15 protein-coding genes are annotated in these 17,478 nt (G+C 63.1%); 7 read left to right on the forward strand and 8 right to left on the reverse strand.

Annotated features, from left to right (window positions below; all coding sequences use genetic code 11):
• Positions 1–23 precede the first annotated feature (23 nt).
• The 6 genes from ABQM86_RS13955 to ABQM86_RS13980 all read left to right on the forward strand — a co-directional run bounded on the left by ABQM86_RS13955 (position 24) and on the right by ABQM86_RS13980 (position 6,268).
• Positions 24–1,139, forward strand: coding sequence for a hypothetical protein (locus ABQM86_RS13955; protein WP_369744705.1), 1,116 nt, complete (start codon positions 24–26; stop codon positions 1,137–1,139).
• On the forward strand, positions 1,136–1,828 hold the full coding sequence (locus ABQM86_RS13960; protein WP_369744706.1) for a DUF4129 domain-containing protein: 693 nt from the start codon (positions 1,136–1,138) through the stop codon (positions 1,826–1,828). The genes ABQM86_RS13955 and ABQM86_RS13960 overlap by 4 nt, the downstream gene beginning before the upstream one ends.
• Positions 1,825–3,027, forward strand: coding sequence for a DUF4350 domain-containing protein (locus tag ABQM86_RS13965; RefSeq protein WP_280623135.1), 1,203 nt, complete (start codon positions 1,825–1,827; stop codon positions 3,025–3,027). The genes ABQM86_RS13960 and ABQM86_RS13965 overlap by 4 nt, the downstream gene beginning before the upstream one ends.
• On the forward strand, positions 3,024–4,139 hold the full coding sequence (locus ABQM86_RS13970; RefSeq protein ID WP_280623136.1) for a MoxR family ATPase: 1,116 nt from the start codon (positions 3,024–3,026) through the stop codon (positions 4,137–4,139). Before ABQM86_RS13965 ends, ABQM86_RS13970 begins: the two co-directional genes overlap by 4 nt.
• Positions 4,140–4,225: 86 nt before the next feature.
• On the forward strand, positions 4,226–5,518 hold the full coding sequence (locus ABQM86_RS13975; RefSeq protein WP_369744707.1) for a DUF58 domain-containing protein: 1,293 nt from the start codon (positions 4,226–4,228) through the stop codon (positions 5,516–5,518).
• A 24-nt stretch (positions 5,519–5,542) separates the two neighbouring features.
• The gene (locus ABQM86_RS13980; protein ID WP_207594038.1) at positions 5,543–6,268 is read left to right on the forward strand and encodes a DUF4166 domain-containing protein; all 726 of its coding nucleotides are present in this window, start codon (positions 5,543–5,545) and stop codon (positions 6,266–6,268) included.
• Positions 6,269–6,319: 51 nt separating this feature from the next.
• Here the strand turns inward: ABQM86_RS13980 and ABQM86_RS13985 are convergent, their stop codons facing one another.
• The 6 genes from ABQM86_RS13985 to ABQM86_RS14010 all read right to left on the reverse strand — a co-directional run bounded on the left by ABQM86_RS13985 (position 6,320) and on the right by ABQM86_RS14010 (position 13,449).
• The gene (locus ABQM86_RS13985; RefSeq protein ID WP_369744708.1) at positions 6,320–7,354 is read right to left on the reverse strand and encodes a hypothetical protein; all 1,035 of its coding nucleotides are present in this window, start codon (positions 7,352–7,354) and stop codon (positions 6,320–6,322) included.
• Positions 7,355–7,357: 3 nt separating this feature from the next.
• Positions 7,358–7,747, reverse strand: coding sequence for a chorismate mutase (locus ABQM86_RS13990; protein WP_207594040.1), 390 nt, complete (start codon positions 7,745–7,747; stop codon positions 7,358–7,360).
• Between the two features lie 125 nt (positions 7,748–7,872).
• On the reverse strand, positions 7,873–9,579 hold the full coding sequence (locus tag ABQM86_RS13995; protein ID WP_280623139.1) for an ABC transporter ATP-binding protein: 1,707 nt from the start codon (positions 9,577–9,579) through the stop codon (positions 7,873–7,875).
• Positions 9,576–10,598, reverse strand: coding sequence for an ABC transporter permease (locus ABQM86_RS14000; RefSeq protein ID WP_242703340.1), 1,023 nt, complete (start codon positions 10,596–10,598; stop codon positions 9,576–9,578). Before ABQM86_RS14000 ends, ABQM86_RS13995 begins: the two co-directional genes overlap by 4 nt.
• Positions 10,599–10,600: 2 nt before the next feature.
• Entirely contained in the window at positions 10,601–11,692 is a 1,092-nt protein-coding gene (locus ABQM86_RS14005) for an ABC transporter permease (RefSeq protein ID WP_280623141.1), read from the reverse strand.
• Positions 11,693–11,820: 128 nt separating this feature from the next.
• Positions 11,821–13,449, reverse strand: coding sequence for an ABC transporter substrate-binding protein (locus ABQM86_RS14010; RefSeq protein ID WP_207594043.1), 1,629 nt, complete (start codon positions 13,447–13,449; stop codon positions 11,821–11,823).
• A gap of 247 nt (positions 13,450–13,696) precedes the next feature.
• Here ABQM86_RS14010 and ABQM86_RS14015 point away from each other — a divergent pair, with 247 nt between their 5' ends.
• Positions 13,697–14,524, forward strand: a complete 828-nt coding sequence (locus ABQM86_RS14015; RefSeq protein ID WP_207594044.1) for a caspase family protein — start codon at positions 13,697–13,699, stop codon at positions 14,522–14,524.
• A 37-nt stretch (positions 14,525–14,561) separates the two neighbouring features.
• On the opposite strand, the gene ABQM86_RS14020 is transcribed toward ABQM86_RS14015, so the two are convergent.
• Positions 14,562–16,187, reverse strand: a complete 1,626-nt coding sequence (locus ABQM86_RS14020) for a hypothetical protein (protein ID WP_337339763.1) — start codon at positions 16,185–16,187, stop codon at positions 14,562–14,564.
• A 109-nt stretch (positions 16,188–16,296) separates the two neighbouring features.
• On the reverse strand, positions 16,297–17,436 hold the full coding sequence (gene mnmA / locus ABQM86_RS14025; RefSeq protein ID WP_207594046.1) for a tRNA 2-thiouridine(34) synthase MnmA: 1,140 nt from the start codon (positions 17,434–17,436) through the stop codon (positions 16,297–16,299).
• Positions 17,437–17,478 lie beyond the last annotated feature (42 nt).

Consider the following 17,478-nt stretch of genomic DNA (forward strand, 5'->3'; position numbering starts at 1 on the left):
CCCCCAAGCCGGGCATAATTCCCTTGCGTCCACTGCAATTCGGCGAGATCCTGGATGGTTCGTTCCAGACAATCCGTCGCAATGCCGCTTCCATGTTTGGATCAGCACTGATCGTACAAGCACTCGGTGCGGTGTTCATCGGGATCGTCACAGTGGGCATGTTCCAGCTGTCAATGTCCTTTGAATCCGTCAGCACTGAGGCGGAATTCACCGAAGCCATGGGTCCCTTCCTGGCCATCATGGCCGGCACTTTGGGTGTCTCGGTCCTGATCGGTTTCCTTGGTTCGGTCCTTCAAGGTGTCCTGGTGGTGCCGGTGGCGCGCTCGGTCCTCAACCGGCGCACAGGCTTCAAGCAGATGTGGAAACTTGCCGGCCGAAAGATCTGGCCGCTGCTGGGCGTTGCACTCCTGCTGACACTCGGCGGGCTTTTGGCAGCAACTGCGGTGGTGGGGATTGCGGTGCTGTTGTTCACTGCCATGGGTCCCGGAGCCCTGCTCCTTGTCTTGCCTCTGGGCCTTGGATCGGTAGTGGCCTTCGTGTGGATCGGACTGAAGGTGATGCTGGCGCCCGCCGCGATCGTGGTTGAGCGGACAGGTGTCTTCGGCGGACTTCTCAGGTCCTGGCAGCTGACCAGGAACAACTGGTGGCGGATCTTCGGGATCACCCTTGTGGTCGCCATCATGGTGGGCGTCATCGCCCAGATTGTCCAGATCCCGGCTTCCCTGGCAGCGGCGGCCATTGGCGAGGTGGTTACTCCCCACCCGGACGCTGAGTCGGTTGCTTCCACCCTGGTGATCACCACTGTGATTTCTTCAGCGATCGGCGCTCTGGTGGGGTCCGTGACGTTCGCTTTCCAAGCCTCGGTGTTCGCCTTGATCTATATGGATCTGCGGATGCGCCGGGATGGTTTGGACGTTGAGCTGATGCGACTGATGGAAACCGGCGCCGATCCTGATGGCGTGCCGGGCGGCCCGCCAGCCCAAGCCGGAAACCCGGCGCAACCCGCAAACCCGGCGCAACCCGGATACCCGTCGGCCCCCCTCCAAAATCCGCCGACCCAGCCCCAAGCCCCCATGTGGCCACCGAACGGCGGGCAGTTCCCGTCTGCGCCTCCGTCCGGGCCACGGCCGCCGGCATGACCCTGAGGCTGTTGGATGCATCCACCACCGTGGCTGCCATGGAACCGCCCGTAACGCCGGACCGCGAGGAAGGTCGGCGCTGGGCGGCCGAAGAACTCTCCAAACCCCAATATCCGGACGCCCAACCTCCTTGGCTGGAGCAGTTGTGGCGCGATTTCCTCGACTGGTTGTCGTCTCTGGATGGCGACGGCATGGGCCAGGGACCAGACCTTGCTGTTCCACTGATGATCGCTGTGGCGATTGCGATCATCATCGCTGCGGTTGTTGTGGTCCGGCCCAGGTTGAATGCTCGCCGAAAAGCCGCTGCAGTGGACATCTATGGGGATGACGACAGTGTGGATTCGGAAGGCTACCGGAGGCGTGCGGCAACCGCGGCCGACCACGGCAACTGGCCGGCCGCCGTCGTCGACCAGTTCCGGGCGCTGGTCCGTTCCGCGGAGGAGCGTGACATCATTGACCCGCGCGCCGGGCGGACAGCTGACGAAGCGGCAGGCCAGCTTGGACAGGTGTTCGGCGCCGCGCAGTTCCGGCTGGATGCAGCCGCCCGCCTTTTTGACGCTGTGCGCTATGGCGAGCAGGGTGCAACAGCGACTGACTACGAGGATGTTCGCGGACTCGATGCCGACCTGCTGGAGATGAAGCCAGACTTTTCCGGACAGGCACACACCGGATTCGCGATGCCGAAATGACCACATCCATGGCGAAGGACACCATGGTCCAAGGCGAAGCCGCTGCCCTCCAGCAGCCCGCCGGCAAAGGTTTTCGCGTCTGGTTCCGGAAACATCTGGCATGGATCCTCATTGGCGCACTCTTGGCCGGCTTAGTGACCTACTTGGTCGTCTCGAGTGTCTCGGGCGCCAAGGATCCGCGGCCGCTGTCCTCCCGGAATCCGGCCCCGGATGGCGCCATGGCCTTGGCCGAAATACTGGGGCGCCACGGCGTGGCAGTGACAGCTACGGACACCCTGGCGGAGACCATGGATGCCTTGGCCGACCGGGATAACGCCACGGTCCTCCTCTACGACCCCCGCGGCTTCCTCGACCGGGCACAGTTGGAAGGCATCACCGATGCCGCGGACCACGTGGTGCTGGTCAGTCCGCGCCTCAGGACCCTCAACGCACTGGAGCAGGACTTCAGGCCCGGCGGCGTGGTTCCTGAATCAGCGAAGAGTCTCGAACCCCGCTGCGACCAGGACGATGCCGCAGCGGCGGGCACGGTCTCGGCCCAGGGCTTCATCTATTCAGGACCCGTAGTTTGCTACCCAGCCGCGGGGACGGCCTCGGGTCTCTATGCGGCATCCGGCGACGGCCGGGTGGTGGTCCTTGGCAGTACGGATGTGGTTGACAACCAGCACCTCGCCTCAGAGGGCAACGCAGCCCTCGCGCTCCGCACCTTGGGCAAGGATCAAAACCTTGTCTGGTACTTGCCCGGAGTTGGTGACCTCAGCGCGACGGATTCAACACCTACCCTGAACGAGTTGGCGCCCCGGTGGTTGGCGTTTGTGGGGCCGTGGCTGGGAATCGTGGCGCTCCTGGCCATCGTTTGGCGGGGTCGACGCCTTGGCCCGCTGGTTTTTGAGCCGCTTCCCGTTGTGGTGAAGGCTGCTGAGACCGCAGAAGGCAGGGCGCGTCTCTATCAGGACTCACGGGCAGTGGGGCGCGCGGCCGAGAACCTCCGGGCGGGCACGTTGGCCCGCTTGGCGCGGCACTTCAACCTCGGGGCGGATGCCACCCCGGAGGCAATTGTGGACGCCTCAGCCAGACATGTGGAGCGGCCCGCTTCAGAAGTCAGGTCGGTGCTGCTCGATATCCGGCCGGAGAACGAAGGACAACTGGTGCAATGGGCACAACAGATCGAACGAATCGAACAGGAGGCGACCGCCCGATGAGCAGCCAGCCGAACAGCTACACAGACAGCAACAGCCAACCCACCGGTGGTGTCCCGCCCCAGCAGGATGTCCGCCACCAGGATGTGCCCCACCAGGGCTTGCCGCAGCAGGCTGTGCCGCAAGGAGGCGATCCCTCAGGGAACGGGCACCGCTCTGCGCCGGAGGACCCCGCCCGGCAGTCGCTGCTGAACGTCCGCGCCGAAGTGGGCAAAGCCGTAGTAGGCCAGGATCCTACCGTCACCGGTATGCTCATTGCGCTGCTCTGCGGGGGCCACGTCCTCTTGGAGGGTGTCCCAGGCGTGGCCAAGACCCTGTTGGTGAGGGCGTTGTCCACGGCTTTGAGCCTGGATACCAAACGTGTCCAGTTCACCCCCGACCTCATGCCGGGTGACGTCACAGGATCGTTGGTCTATGATTCCCACACGTCGGAGTTCACGTTCCGTGAAGGCCCCGTCTTCACCAACATCATGCTCGCGGATGAAATCAACCGCACCCCTCCGAAGACCCAGGCGTCCCTCTTGGAAGCCATGGAAGAGCGTCAGGTTTCCGTGGATGGCGTCTCCCGTCCGCTACCGAGCCCGTTCATCGTGGCGGCGACGCAGAACCCAGTGGAGTATGAAGGCACATATCCCCTCCCCGAGGCTCAACTTGACCGGTTCCTCCTCAAACTGACCATGCCTTTGCCCGGAAGGGCCGAGGAAATCGAGGTCATCCGGCGCCACGCAAGCGGCTTCGATCCGAGGAACCTTGCCGCAGCCGGTGTGCGTCCGGTGGCCGGCGCCGCTGAGCTTTCCGCCGCCCAGGCCGCAGTAGCCCACGTAGCAGTGGCCCCGGAAATCCTGGCGTACATCGTTGACGTTGTCCGTGCCACCAGGTCCGCGCCGTCCTTCCACCTCGGGGTCTCCCCCCGTGGTGCCACAGCGCTGCTCAATACGTCCAAGGCCTGGGCCTGGTTGTCCGGCCGGACTTTTGTCACCCCGGACGACGTCAAGGCTTTGTCTTTGCCATGCCTGCGGCACCGCGTTGGCCTTCGACCGGAAGCCCAGATGGACGGCATCCAGGTGGATGATGTCCTCGGCAGCATCCTGGCGTCCGTTCCGGTGCCGCGGTGAGTTCGGGCTTGCAGGTGGGTTCGGGCTTGCAGGTGGGTTCGGGCGCACGGATGACTTCCGACGCGGGCCTGACCGAGGCGGCCTGAATGGCCATTACGGGTCGATTCGTGGTCGTTGCCTTGGCCGGCCTCATTCCGCTGGTGCTGTTTCCGACTTGGAGCACAGTCCTGTTCGTTACCGTGGGTTTGTTGCTGTTGCTGGTCCTTGACCTGCTCCTGGCTGCGTCACCGGCACGTCTCGGCTTGGAGCGCCAGCACCCGGGAAACGTGACGCTGCAGGGCCAGGTGGAGACTGTGGTGACAGTTGCCAACCCCACCCGGCGGACGCTGCGGGCGAAAGTCAGGGATGCATGGCAGCCTTCTGCCGGCGCCATCGACAATGTTCAATCCGTGGTTGTCCCCCCGGGCGAGCGGCGACGCATGAGGGTGGCCTTGGTTCCCCGGCGCCGCGGTGACCTGGACAGCCCTCATGTCACCATCAGGTCCCAAGGGCCACTCGGCCTGGCAGCCAGGCAGCGCACGCGTGTGCTTCCCGGACATCTGAGGGTCCTGCCCCCTTTCCACTCCAAGCGCCATCTGCCGTCCAAGCTCCGAAAGCTCCGGGAACTGGACGGCAGGGCCGCCGTACAGATCCGTGGAGCCGGAACGGAATTCGATTCCCTTCGCGATTACGTGCGGGGTGATGACGTCCGCTCCATCGACTGGCGGGCTACAGCGCGCCGCACCTCCGTGGTGGTGCGCACCTGGCGCCCCGAACGCGACAGGCGTGTGGTCATTGTCCTGGATACATCCCGCACCGCTGCCGCCCGAATCGAGGACGAACCCCGCCTCGATACCGGCATTGAAGCGGCGTTGCTCCTTTCCGTGCTGGCCGAACGCGGAGGGGACCGCGTTGACTTCCTCGCGTACGACCGCAGGTTGCGTGCCAGGGTCGAGTCGGCATCCAAAAGCAACTTGCTGGGCCAGCTGGTCCAGGCCATGGCCCCGTTGGAGGCAGAACTGATCGAGCTGGACTGGCAGCAGATTCCTGGACAGGTGAGGGCGGTCTCGGCGCACCGATCGCTGGTGGTGCTGTTGACAGCGCTCGACGGCGGCGCCCCCGAAGAGGGCCTCCTCCCCACGGTGGCGCAATTGTCCCGCCAACATGTGGTGGTGGTGGCATCGGTCAGGGATCCCCTGCTCGCGGCCATGAAGGAGGAAAGGACTACGGCAAGCCAGGTATTCCGGGCCGCGGCGGCTGAGCGCGCCCTGTTGGAACGTGCTGCGGTCACGGCCCAGCTCCGGCAGCTGGGCGCCGAAGTGGTGGATGCCGAACCACTTGACGTCCCACCCCTGCTTGCTGACACCTATATCCGGCTCAAAGCGGCTGGCAGACTCTAGTTCCCACCTCCAGAAAGGATTGCCATGAATGCGCCCATTTACCAGCTGGCACTCGGCGATGACTTCACCAAGCTGGCTCCCGAGCTTCAGGATTACTTTTCGCTGTCAGCAGGTTCCGGATTCTACGGGATAGGCGAAGGCGTCTTTGATGTGGTGGGCTGCCGGCAAAAATGGTTGCGGCCCCTGCTTGCCCTCACGGGCAGTGAGGAAGCATTCTTTCCTGAATACGGCGAAGGCATCCGGTTCCGGATCGAGAACCACGCTCATGTGGATCCCTTTGGACGCCCAGCCCTTACAGCACGGCGGGAGATCTACTTCCCCTCAAAGACGCGGCTGTTCCACGATACGACGAGTGCCATAGTGTCCGGTCCCGGACAGGGCAGCAACAAGCAGCGGGCCCGCCTGGTGGACCACGTGGGACGGTATCGGCGGCTGGTGACGGATCTGGATGTCAGCGTCACCGCCGAGGGCAGGCTTCGTGGTGTTTCCAAAGCGAGCCGACTGCTTCTGGGGCCTTTGCGGATTCCATTGCCGGCTGCCTTGGACGCACGTGCTTACGCCGAGCAATGGTGGGACAGCTCCGAGGGCAAACACCGTATCCAGGTCAAGGTCATCCAGCCGCAGATTGGGTTGGTACTGGTCTATGCCGGACGCTTCGATTACCGGTTGGCTCCGTATCTGCCGGGAGCCGCCCCTGGTACGACCCTCCCGCGCTACGCAGAACCGGAGCGCTGGCAACAGCGGATCTGACGGGCCGCCCAGCGCCGGGCGGCCCCTCAGGCCTCTGCCAAGTGATGCCCGTCAGCCTTGCGCCATTTGGTCCAGTCCGTCGGCCACTTGGGTGAGTTTCGTCAATACGTCCATGGCCGCCGAAGGCGTGTAACCGGCAAGTCCCGTGGACGGGGTGACGCGCAGTCCAGCCAGGCCCGCTGCGGGCAGGCCAAGCTGGCGCCACGGCTTCCAGATACTCTCCACGATGTCCGAAGTCCGCGGCAGCTGGGCCTGCGGATCGTGGGTGGGCAGCGCACCGGCCCAAACACGCTTGCCGCTTTCCACGGCGGCGGCCAGCTGTTCCCACTGGCGCATGGTCAGCGCCCTCAGGGGGACGGCCAGGCCGTCTGCTCCAGCAGCCAGAATCCGTTCGATCGGCGCTTCGATCTCCGGCACGGACACCACGGCCTCGACGACGCCAGCCGCCTTAAGTGCCTCGATCACCAACCGCCAGGCCCCTGTGACCTCTTCACCGGAAACCGACCGCAGCGTTCTGTAACCGCTTGCAGTGGGGATGGTCCCGGCCATGACAGAGGCGATGTCCGGCTCGTCCACCTGGACCACAATGCCAGCGCCCGGCACTGCTCCGGAGACCCGGCGGATGTGCTCTCCCACGCCGGCGGCCAGGGACTCAGCAATGTCGCGGCGGGCGCCGTAGTCAAGCAGCGCGCGTTCTCCATTGTGCAGGTACAGATTGGCAGCAAGTGTCAGGGGACCCAATATCCGGATCTTGAACTCAGACGCGGAGACGTCCTCGGCTCCGGCTACGTCGGCCAGGATATTGATGTCCGTGGACAGTGCAGATCGTGCACGCTGGGCGTCCTTCCCGGGCCGGTCCACAAGCCGCCACCCGTGTGGCTGGACGTCGAGGGCCAGGTCCAGCAGCAGGGAGCCCGAACGGCCCACGGCGTCCGAGCCTACTCCGCGGTCCGGAAGTTCGGGCAGGAATGGAAGGTGGGGGTCACCGAGCTCGCCGCGGATGATCCGGCTTGCCTCGGCGGGATCGGTGCCTGGCCACGGCCCCAGAGCAGTTGCGCTGGCGCGCAGGTCATTCACTGACGCCATGGATCAAGCCTGCCGGCTGGAAATCTGGTGATCCTCGGCAATTGCCTCGTGGTGGCGGATCACTTCGCTGATGATGAAGTTCAGGAATTTCTCTGCGAACGCTGGATCCAGGTGGGCATCTTCGGCGAGACGGCGGAGGCGGGCAATCTGTGCCGACTCCCGGCCCGGGTCTCCGGCTGGAAGCTTGTGCGTTGCTTTGAGGATGCCTACCTTTTGGGTGGCTTTGAAACGCTCAGCGAGCAGGAAGACAAGGGTGGCGTCGATGTTGTCGATGCTGGACCGGATGGACAGCAACTCATCCATGACGGCGCGGTCCACTTGGCCGGCCAGGGAACTCGCTGCCGGGTTGAAGGAATCGGCGTCATCGGGAAGGGCATTGTTCTGCTCGGTCATGCACCCCAGTCTATGGTGCTTGCCGGTAGCGCCGCGGGTGTTACCTTCCCGTCCGGACACCAGGAAAGGCACGCCCCTGGCCACGGAACGTGCCTTTCCTTCCTTCCGGAATTCAGTTGCCTGGCCTAGCCGCCCAGCAGCGCCCGGTGGGCTTCCCGCCGTCGTGCTTGTTCGTCCGGGTCCGGCACCGGCAGGGACGCGATGAGCCTCTTGGTGTAATCGTGCTGCGGTGATCCCATCACGTGGTTGCCGATCCCCTGTTCCACCAGTTGGCCCTTGTAGAGCACGCCGACCCAGTGCGACAACATATCCACGACGGCGAGGTCGTGGCTGATGAAGAGCGCCGCAAAGCCGAACTGCTCCTGGATGTCCTTGAACAGGTCCAGGACTTTCGCCTGCACCGAAACGTCCAGGGCGGAAGTCGGTTCGTCGGCGATCAGGAGACGCGGGTTCAGCGCCAGCGACCTCGCCAGGGAAGCGCGCTGCCGCTGTCCGCCGGACAGCTCGTGCGGATAGCGTTGCGCGTACGACGCCGGCAGCTGGACTGACTCGAGCAGCTCGCCGACCTTTTTCCTCGCCTCAGCCGCGCTCGGTTTGGTGTGGATCATCAAGGGCTCGGCGACGCACTCACCGATGGTGAGATGTGGGTTGAACGAGGCAGCCGGGTCCTGGAAGACGAAGCCGATCTCTTTTCGGAGAGGGCGGAAGGAGCGTTCCTTGAAGTCCAGCATCTCGTAGCCAAGTACCTTCAAGCTGCCACCCGTCACGCGGTTCAGGCCCGCAATGGCCCGGCCGATGGTGGACTTGCCGGAACCGGATTCGCCTACCAGGCCAAAGACCTCGTTCTCCGAGACCGTAAAGCTGACGTTGTCCACTGCCTTGAATCCATGCCTGCCGAAACGGCCGGGATACTCGATGGTGAGGTTCTTCGCCTCCACCAGGACCTTGCCGTCCTGATGAAGCCGGGCCCGGGCACCTTCGGAGGCTGAATGGCGTCCCAGATGCGGAACGGCGGCCAGCAGCTTCTTGGTGTAGTCCTCCCGGGGTTCCGCAAAGAGGACCCTGGAAGGGGCCTCCTCCACTACGTCTCCCTGGTACATGACCACGACCCGGTCCGCCAGGTCGGCCACCACGCCCATGTTGTGGGTGATCAGGACAATCGAGGTGCCATAGTTGTCCCGCAACTCCCGGAGGAGTTGCAGGATTTCCGCCTGCACGGTGACGTCCAGGGCAGTGGTCGGCTCGTCGGCCACGATCAGGCCCGGGTTCAGGGCAAGGGCGGCCGCGATGACAACACGTTGTTTCTGGCCGCCGGAGAACTGATGCGGATAATAGTTGACCCGTGTTTCAGGGTCCGGGATGCCCACCTTGCGCAAGGCCTCGGTGGCCCGCTGTTTGGCCTCCTTGGCCGTGACGTGTTTACCGTCCGTCGCGTGTGCCCGGATGCCTTCGGCGATCTGCCAGCCGACAGTAAAGACCGGATTCAACGCGGTGGACGGCTCCTGGAACACCATGGCCACATCGCGGCCACGGATCTTGCGAAGCGTGGATTTGCTGACGCTGATTACATTGTTGCCGTTGATCAACACAGCCCCGGAACTGATGGCCGTTTCAGGAAGCAGGCCCAGTATGGTCTTAGCGGTCACGGTCTTGCCGGATCCCGACTCCCCCACGATCGCAACTACCTCGCCGGCTTTCACGTCAAGGCTGACATCCTTGACGGCGTGGACGTCCCCACCGTCGGTGGCGAAGGTGACCTGGAGCCGGTCGATGGTGAGGACGGGCTGGCCGCTGCCGGCCTGGTCCGAAACGTGTCCAAGGTTGGTTGTCATGGCTTACCTGTTTCTGCCGGCGCAGACGCCGCTGTTGGTGCTGCGGGGGTTGCCGGGGTTGGTGCTGCCGGCGTCCCGCCCGCACGCTTGCGTCCACGGATCCGGGGGTCGTTGAGGTCGTTAATGCTTTCGCCAACCAACGTCAGGCCCAAGACGGTGAGCACAATGGCGATGCCCGGGAAGACACCGGTCCACCAAATCCCGGACGAGGTATCAGCCAGCGCCTTATTCAGGTCAAACCCCCATTCAGCAGCAGAGGTTGGTTCAATGCCGAAGCCCAGGAAGCCCAGCCCCGCGAGGGTGAGGATCGCCTCGGATGCGTTGAGGGTGAACATGAGCGGCAGGGTCCGCGTGGCGTTCTTGAAGATGTGACGCCCGATGATGCGCATGCTGGAAGCTCCCAGCACCTTGGCCGACTCGACGAACGGTTCAGCTTTCAGACGGATGGTCTCAGCCCGGATCACCCTGAAGTATTGCGGCACGAAGACCACCGTGATGGAGAAAGCGCAGGAGAAGATGCCACCCCAGAAGCTGGACTGGCCCCGGCTGATGACGATCGAGATGACGATGGCAAGGAGCAAGGTGGGGAACGCATAGATGGCATCTGCCACCACCACCAGGATCCGGTCCAGCCAGCCGCCGAAGTAGCCGCTGAGCAAGCCCAGGGCAACGCCGAGGAAAATCGACATGGCGACTGACACAACAATGACTGTGACAGCGGTCTGGGATCCCCAGACAACACGGGACAGGACGTCATAGCCGCTGACGGTGGTCCCGAGCAGGTGCTTGGCTCCTGGAGCTTCCTGGGTGGGGAAGGAACCGGAAGCATCGCTGAGCTGCGAGTAGCCGTAGGGGGCAAGCAGTGGCGCGAAGATACTGGTGAAGATCAGTAGTCCGGTCAGGACGAGGCCCACTATCAACATGCCGCGTTGGAGGCCAACGCTCTTCTTGTAATGGGACACGACGGGCAGCCTGGAGAAGAACGGCTGCTTGGGTGCGGTCAGTGCAGGAATGCTCATGGTCAGTACCTCACTCGGGGGTCAATGAGCGCGGCAATGATGTCCACGATGAAGTTGGTGACGGCCACAATGATGGCCAACAGCACAACTATTCCCTGGACGGCCACAAAGTCGCGGGCATTGAGGTACTGCACCAACTGGTACCCCAGCCCCTTCCATTCAAAGGTGGTTTCCGTCAGGATGGCGCCGCCCAGCATGAGGGCAATCTGCAGGCCCATCACGGTAATGATGGGAATCAACGCCGGCTTGTAAGCGTGCTTGGTCACCAACCGGAACTCGCTGACACCCCTGGAACGCCCGGCCTCGACGTAGTCCTTACCCAGTGTGCCGATGACGTTGGTGCGTACCAGGCGCAGGAAGACGCCTGCGGTGAGCAGGCCGAGGGCAAGGGCAGGGAGGACCGCATGGGAAGCGATGTCGCCCAGGGCCGTGAAGTTGCCGCTGCGGAGCGCGTCCAGCCAGTAGATACCTGATGGTGCGGCCAGGCCGCTCATGGTCAATTCCGTTCGGGTGGAGGCACGGCCTGCCACCGGGAACCATCCGAGCCACACTGAGAACGTGAGCTTGAGGAGCAGGCCTGCGAAAAAGACCGGCGTGGCATAACAAAGGATCGCAAAGAACCTCAGCAGCGCATCCGGAGTCTTATCCCGGTGCTGGGCCGCGATAAGACCGAGGGGGATACCCACCAGGAGCGCCACGATCAATGCGTTGATGGAAAGTTCAAGGGTGGCTGCCCCGAAAGTGGTCAATACTTCCACCACGGGACGCCGGTCCGTAATGGTGGTGCCGAAATTGCCCGTGAGGAGTTGGCCGATGTATTCGAAGTACTGGATCAGAATGGGGCGGTCGTAGCCGGCATCGTGGATGCGCTGGGCCAGGACATCCGGAGGAAGCCGGCCACCTTGTGATGCCGTGATGGGATCTCCAATGACCCTCATCAGGAAGAACACCAGTGTCACGAGGATGAAGACAGTGGGGATGATCAGGAAGAACCGGATCACGATGTACCTGCCCAGCCCTCCCCCGGCTTTCGACTTGCTCTTCGGAGCGACGATCCCGGGATCGGCCTCGGGTACTTCAATAAGTGTTGTCATTATTACCTGTATTTCCTGCCCGTGGATTGCGCGGGATTGGCTCATGCGTGCCGGCCAAGGTGGTGGTCAGCAAAGGAGGCGGGACACCGGATCAGTGTCCCGCCTGCCTTCTGGTCTCAGTGGTGCAGTTACTTGGAAATGACACCCAGACGGAACTTGAAGGACGGATCCAGCGTCTTGTCGACGCCGTTCACGCCACTTCCGACCACAGCCACCTGTGCACCCTGGAGCAGGGGCAGCGTGGAAATGTCCTTGGCGAGCGCATTCTGGACTTCCTTGATGGTCGACTCGCGGCTGGTCTTGTCCGCATCAGTGAGCTGCTTGCTGATCAGTTCGTTCACCGTGGCGTTGTTGTAGTGGTTCTTCAGGAAGCCACCCTCAGGGAAGAACGGCGTCAGGTAGTTATCGGCATCGCTGAAGTCCGGGAACCAGCCGAATTGGAACAACGGGTATTCATCGGCACGGCTGGCCTTGCTGTAGGTGACCCACTCGGTGGACTGCAGGTTCACTGTGAAGAGGCCGGACTTCTCCAACTGCTCCTTGACCATGGCGTACTCGTCACCTGAGGATCCGCCGTAGTGGTCCGGGTTGTACTGGAGGTTCAGGGCCACGGGTTCGGTGATCCCGGCATCGGCCAGGACTTTCTTGGCCTTGTCCAGGCTGGGCTTGCCGGCATCACCATAAGCGTCCTTGAACGACTCGTTGGCACCGAGGAATCCACTCGGAACGTTGGAGTACAACGGCAGGTAGGTGCCCTTGTAAACCTGGTCGGCAATGGCCTGGCGGTCAACGAGGTTGGCCACGGCCTGGCGTACTGCGAGCGCCTTGGCCGGGTCCGCCCCCGCAGCCTTGGTTCCGTACGGCATGGTGTCGAAGTTGAACGTGATGTAGCGGATTTCGCCACCCGGGCCCGTGAGTACCTTGACCTTGGAGTCCTTGCGGAGATCGTCGATGTCCGTCGCGCTCAGGCTGCGGAAGGCAACGTCAATGGCTCCCTGTTGGATTTCCAGCTTCAGGTTGGTGGGGCTTGCGTAGTACTTGATGGTGGCTGCGTCGTTTGCGGGCTTGCCCAGGACGCCTTGGTAGTCGGCGAAGGCCTTGAAACTGACGAGCTCATTCTTCTTGTAGCTGTCAATGGTGTACTGGCCGTGGAACGCGTTGGCCTTGATGATCTCGTCGTCAGAAAGCACTTTGTCCGCCGGGAAGACTTCGTCGTCGACGATCGGCGCGGCAGGGCTGCTGAGGATCTGGCTGAACGTTTGGTCGTTGGCGTTCTTGAGCTTGAACACCACGGTGGTGGCGTCGGGCGCCGTGACGCTCTCGATGTTGGTCAGCAACGACGCCGGACCAGCGGGGTCATTGATCGCCACCTGGCGGTCAAACGAGAACTTGACGTCCTTGGAGTCCAAGGTGTGGCCATTGGCCCACTTCAATCCGGACTTGAGCTTGACCGTGTACTCGGACGGCGTCGTGAACGACGACGATTCCGCGAGGTCGGGCACGGGTTCCGCGCCGCCGGGCTTGGAATTCAAGAGGAAGGAATAGATCTGGTTCATCACCATGAACGAACCGTTGTCATAGGATCCAGCGGGGTCCAGTGACGTGACCTTGTCTGTGGTGCCGTAGGCGATGGGGCCTGCAGCAGCCGGTGCGGACGATGAGCCGCCGCCGGAGGGTCCCGTGCATGCCGTCAGGGCGAGCGCGGAAATGCCCGCCAGCGCGATAGCGCCGTGCAGGGCCTTCTTATTCAGTGCCATCTGATGAACCTTCTGTTCGATGGATTCGGCGCGCCGCCGTGGGATATTTGTGACGGCGCACACTCTTAGTGCCTCGATTCAACCAGACTTCGCAGGCCGCGAACCGTCATTTTAGTGATTTGAGACACAAAATTTACTTTCCAGTAGCTTTCTTCGAACGCCTCCCGGCCATTGCTCCGACGGATGCGCCGGAATATCGTAGGTTCCGAGTCCCCACTCACTGAAAGACCGCCCGAAGGACACGCACATGAGCAAGGCAGCACTTTGTGTAGGGATCAACAAGTTCAAATTTCTGCCCCAGGCCAGCTGGCTCAACGGCTGCGTCAACGATGCCGAAGACCTCGCAGCGATGCTCGAAAAAAACTATGGCTTCGAAGGTTCCAACATCACTGTCCTGCGGGACGCCAAAGCGGTGAAAAAGTCAGTCATGGCTGCTCTCAATGCCTTGGTGGACGCTGCCGTGGCGGGTACCGTGACCCACATTGTGTTCACCTTTTCAAGCCATGGAACCCAAGTGCCGGACACCAGCGGCGATGAAAGCGACCGCTTGGATGAGGCCTTTGCGTGCTACGACATCAACAACTCCGGTGATCGCTGGGATCCCGGCACGGTGATCACCGACGACGAACTCGCATCCTTGTTTGCCCGGCTGCCGAAGGGAGTCCTGATGGATGTTGTGCTTGATACCTGCCACAGCGGAACGGGCCTGAAGTCATTGGACCTCCTCCCCGGACGCCGTCCCCGTTTCCTGCCGGCGCCCAGCCCCCGGGCAGCCATCGCCAATGAATCCAAGGACACCCGCAGCTTGCGGGACATGGTCAAGGCGGCCAAGCTCTCCGCACCGGTTCTGATGGCAGCCTGCCGCTCAGACCAGACTGCAGCCGACGCCTTCATAGAGGGCCGGTACAACGGCGCCTTTACCTACAACTTTGTGAAGGCCCTCATGGGTGACGGTACCGTGGCGCGGGCCGACATCCTGAAGCAGGTCAGCAAGGGCCTCAAGTCCGGCGGCTTCGATCAGATCGCCCAACTGGAAGGCTCGACGGCGGCACGCAGGGCCGCGTGGGGCGCCTGACTTGGGTGCCTGGGGAAGTCCGCCGGCTGCCGAAAGCTTAGTCCCCGGTGCCATGGAACTTGTCCCGGACCCCCGATGAGGCGGCCTCCTCAGCGTCGTGGTGCTGGTCCGAACCGAACATCTGCCCTTGGCGTTCCCTGTCCATCACTGGTTTGAGGGCCGCATACACCAGCCGGCCACCGGCGTCGAAACGCAACAGCCCTCCCCCGCGGATGTCCACGAAGTCCCTCCGGGTTTTCAACCCGAGGCGGACGTATGCTTCCCGCCGGCTCATCCGGACCGTCTGGATGAACGAGGCTCCTATCTCGGAAATAATGAATCCATCCGGGGACACACGCTCAGAGGTACGTACGCGCGTGGAACTGAGGGGTGTACGCCGCTCAAGCCGCGCCGCCTCCAGGAGTCGGGGATTTTCCCAGACAAAGCGCTGCACCTCCTGGGGGTCGGAGCCGAGGGCCGAAAGCCTGATGGGGTAGCGGAGGCCCTGGTAGTTGTCCACGCCGCTGATGTTGTTCAAGGAGACCCGACGTATTCCGATGGCGGAGAACTCGTTTTGGATCGCCTCGCGGTATCCGTGATTGTCTTCGGGAACCATGTCGAGGTCGGCTGCAATGATGCCGCGGAGGAGATCCCGCCACGAGACGTCCACAGGTGGCATGTAGGAGAGTCCGCGGATCACCATCCGCAGGACCCGGGTGGCCACAATCGAGCCTGATTCGGCTTTCTGTTGCAGACCTTGGCTGTCCCCGAACCGCGCGTTCCGCTCCGACCACAGACGTTGGACGGCCCGGAGCACCGCCCCCACCACCACGGCACCCCGTGCATGCGGCTCCAGCAGTGACTGCCAACCTTCGGGCACAGCGCCAACGAAGGGCTCGCGCAGTGGCCCGCGGGCGAAGAGGTCACGCGCAAAATCAAAAAGGGAACGCATCAGGATGGCATCATCAACTGCTTGCCCGGCCTCAAACCCACCGCCGGCCGCTTCAAGCTGCCGCGCCACCACGTCGCGGGAAGAAAAGACGGAAAGGATGGCCACGATGTCGGCCAAGGCCTCGTGCATGGCCAGCTGCTCCGTGGTGGCCATGTGGTCGGCCCACGCCGGCCGGAACCCGTCCAGGATGGCATGTGTCACTTCGTGGGCGACGATGTCCCGGTAGAGGGCTGTGGGGACTTTGTATCCCATCCGATCCACCGAACCGAAGCGGATGATGTTGGTTCCCCGTTCGTAGCCGGTGTCAGTGGCAGTGATCAGATCCCGCGCTTTGAGAACCACACGCCCTTCCGGGTTCCAGGGCATGCGCCTGCCGAGCGTCGTTTCGAAGATATCCAAGGTACTCATGGCCACACCGTAGACGTGCTGTGCCAGGAAACGTGTGTCATCCAGGAGTTCACGCAAACCCGCTGCCGGAGGTTCCGAGATCAGCTGCCAGGGATCACCTTGCTGCGTCAGCGTCACCGGGGACACAGTGGTTCCACGCCACTTCCTGATATGGACGGCGTAGCGGTGGCCGGTGGGACCACGCCTGAGGCGTTCAACCGGGATACGGACCTGTGCCGTCAGTGGAGGTGCTCCCGGGGCGCCGATAGGCCCCTCGGCCAGGACCGTCACCGAGACCATCTGCCCGGCTTTGATGTCCCCCGGGCTCTTTTTTGGATATGCCACAGTCATCGCCGTCCCGAATGCGGACCCCAAACACCGCAGCGGAAGCGCTGCTTAGCCCAGTATGGAGGCGCCCCATGGCGGAGGCAATGGGTGTGGCGGGCTAGAGCTCCTAGAGGGCCACGCGCTGAAGGGAACGGGCGGCATCGATGGTTGCCTGCCCCAAAACCCGGCTGCCCTGGTAAAGGACAACTGTTTGCCCAGGAGCCACACCACGGAGCGGATCGGTCAAGGTGACAACGAGTTCGGCCCGCTGAACCCCTGAATCGTCGACAACGGTTTCCACGTGTGCTTTCGCCGGAACGGGATCCCCGTGCGCCCGTACCTGGGCATGGCAGTCGAACTCCGCACCCGTCGCAACTTCGGCGATGGGCAAGCCTGCCCACGAAACCTTGATTCCACGGATCTCGTCGATGGCAAGCAAAGCTTCGGGTCCCACCACCACTTTGTTTTCCTTGGGACGGATCTCCAGGACAAACCGGGGCTTGCCATCAGCGGCCGGAGTTCCCAGCTTCAATCCGCGGCGCTGTCCCACTGTGAAGGCGTTGGCACCAGGATGTTCGCCTACTTTGACCCCGGTCTCGTCAACGATGTCGCCGGTGGTCATGTCAATCTTTTCGGCCAGCCAGCCACGGGTGTCGCCGTCGGAGATGAAGCAGATGTCGTGGCTGTCCGGCTTGTTGGCCACGGACAGGCCCCGCCGCTCAGCTTCCGCGCGCACTTCTGCCTTGGACGGCGTGTCCGCCAGCGGGAACATGGAGTGCTTAAGCTGCTCATGGGTCAGGACACCCAGGACGTAGCTCTGGTCCTTGGCCCAATCCGCCGCGCGGTGGAGTTCCCGGTTGCCGTCGGCGTCTTCGATCACCTTGGCGTAGTGCCCGGTGCATACGGCGTCGAAGCCCAGCGCAATGGCCTTCTCCAGCAGGGCAGCAAACTTGATGCGTTCGTTGCAGCGCATGCACGGGTTTGGCGTCCGCCCTGCAGCATATTCGTCAATGAAGTCCTGGACGACGTCTTCCTTGAAGCGCTCCGAGAAATCCCACACGTAGTAAGGGATCCCCAGGACGTCGCAGGCACGCCAGGCGTCACGGGAGTCCTCGATGGTGCAGCATCCCCGGCTTCCGGTGCGCAGGGTGCCGGGCATGCGCGACAACGCGAGGTGGACTCCGACGACGTCGTGTCCTGCCTCGACGGCGCGGGCGGCGGCCACGGCAGAGTCAACTCCGCCGCTCATTGCTGCAAGTACTCGCATGCTGGCTTTCTGTGTTGGGGGCTGTGGCAACTGTTCCGGCTC

The organism is Paenarthrobacter sp. AMU7 (assembly GCF_041200195.1).
GTDB lineage: Bacteria > Actinomycetota > Actinomycetes > Actinomycetales > Micrococcaceae > Arthrobacter.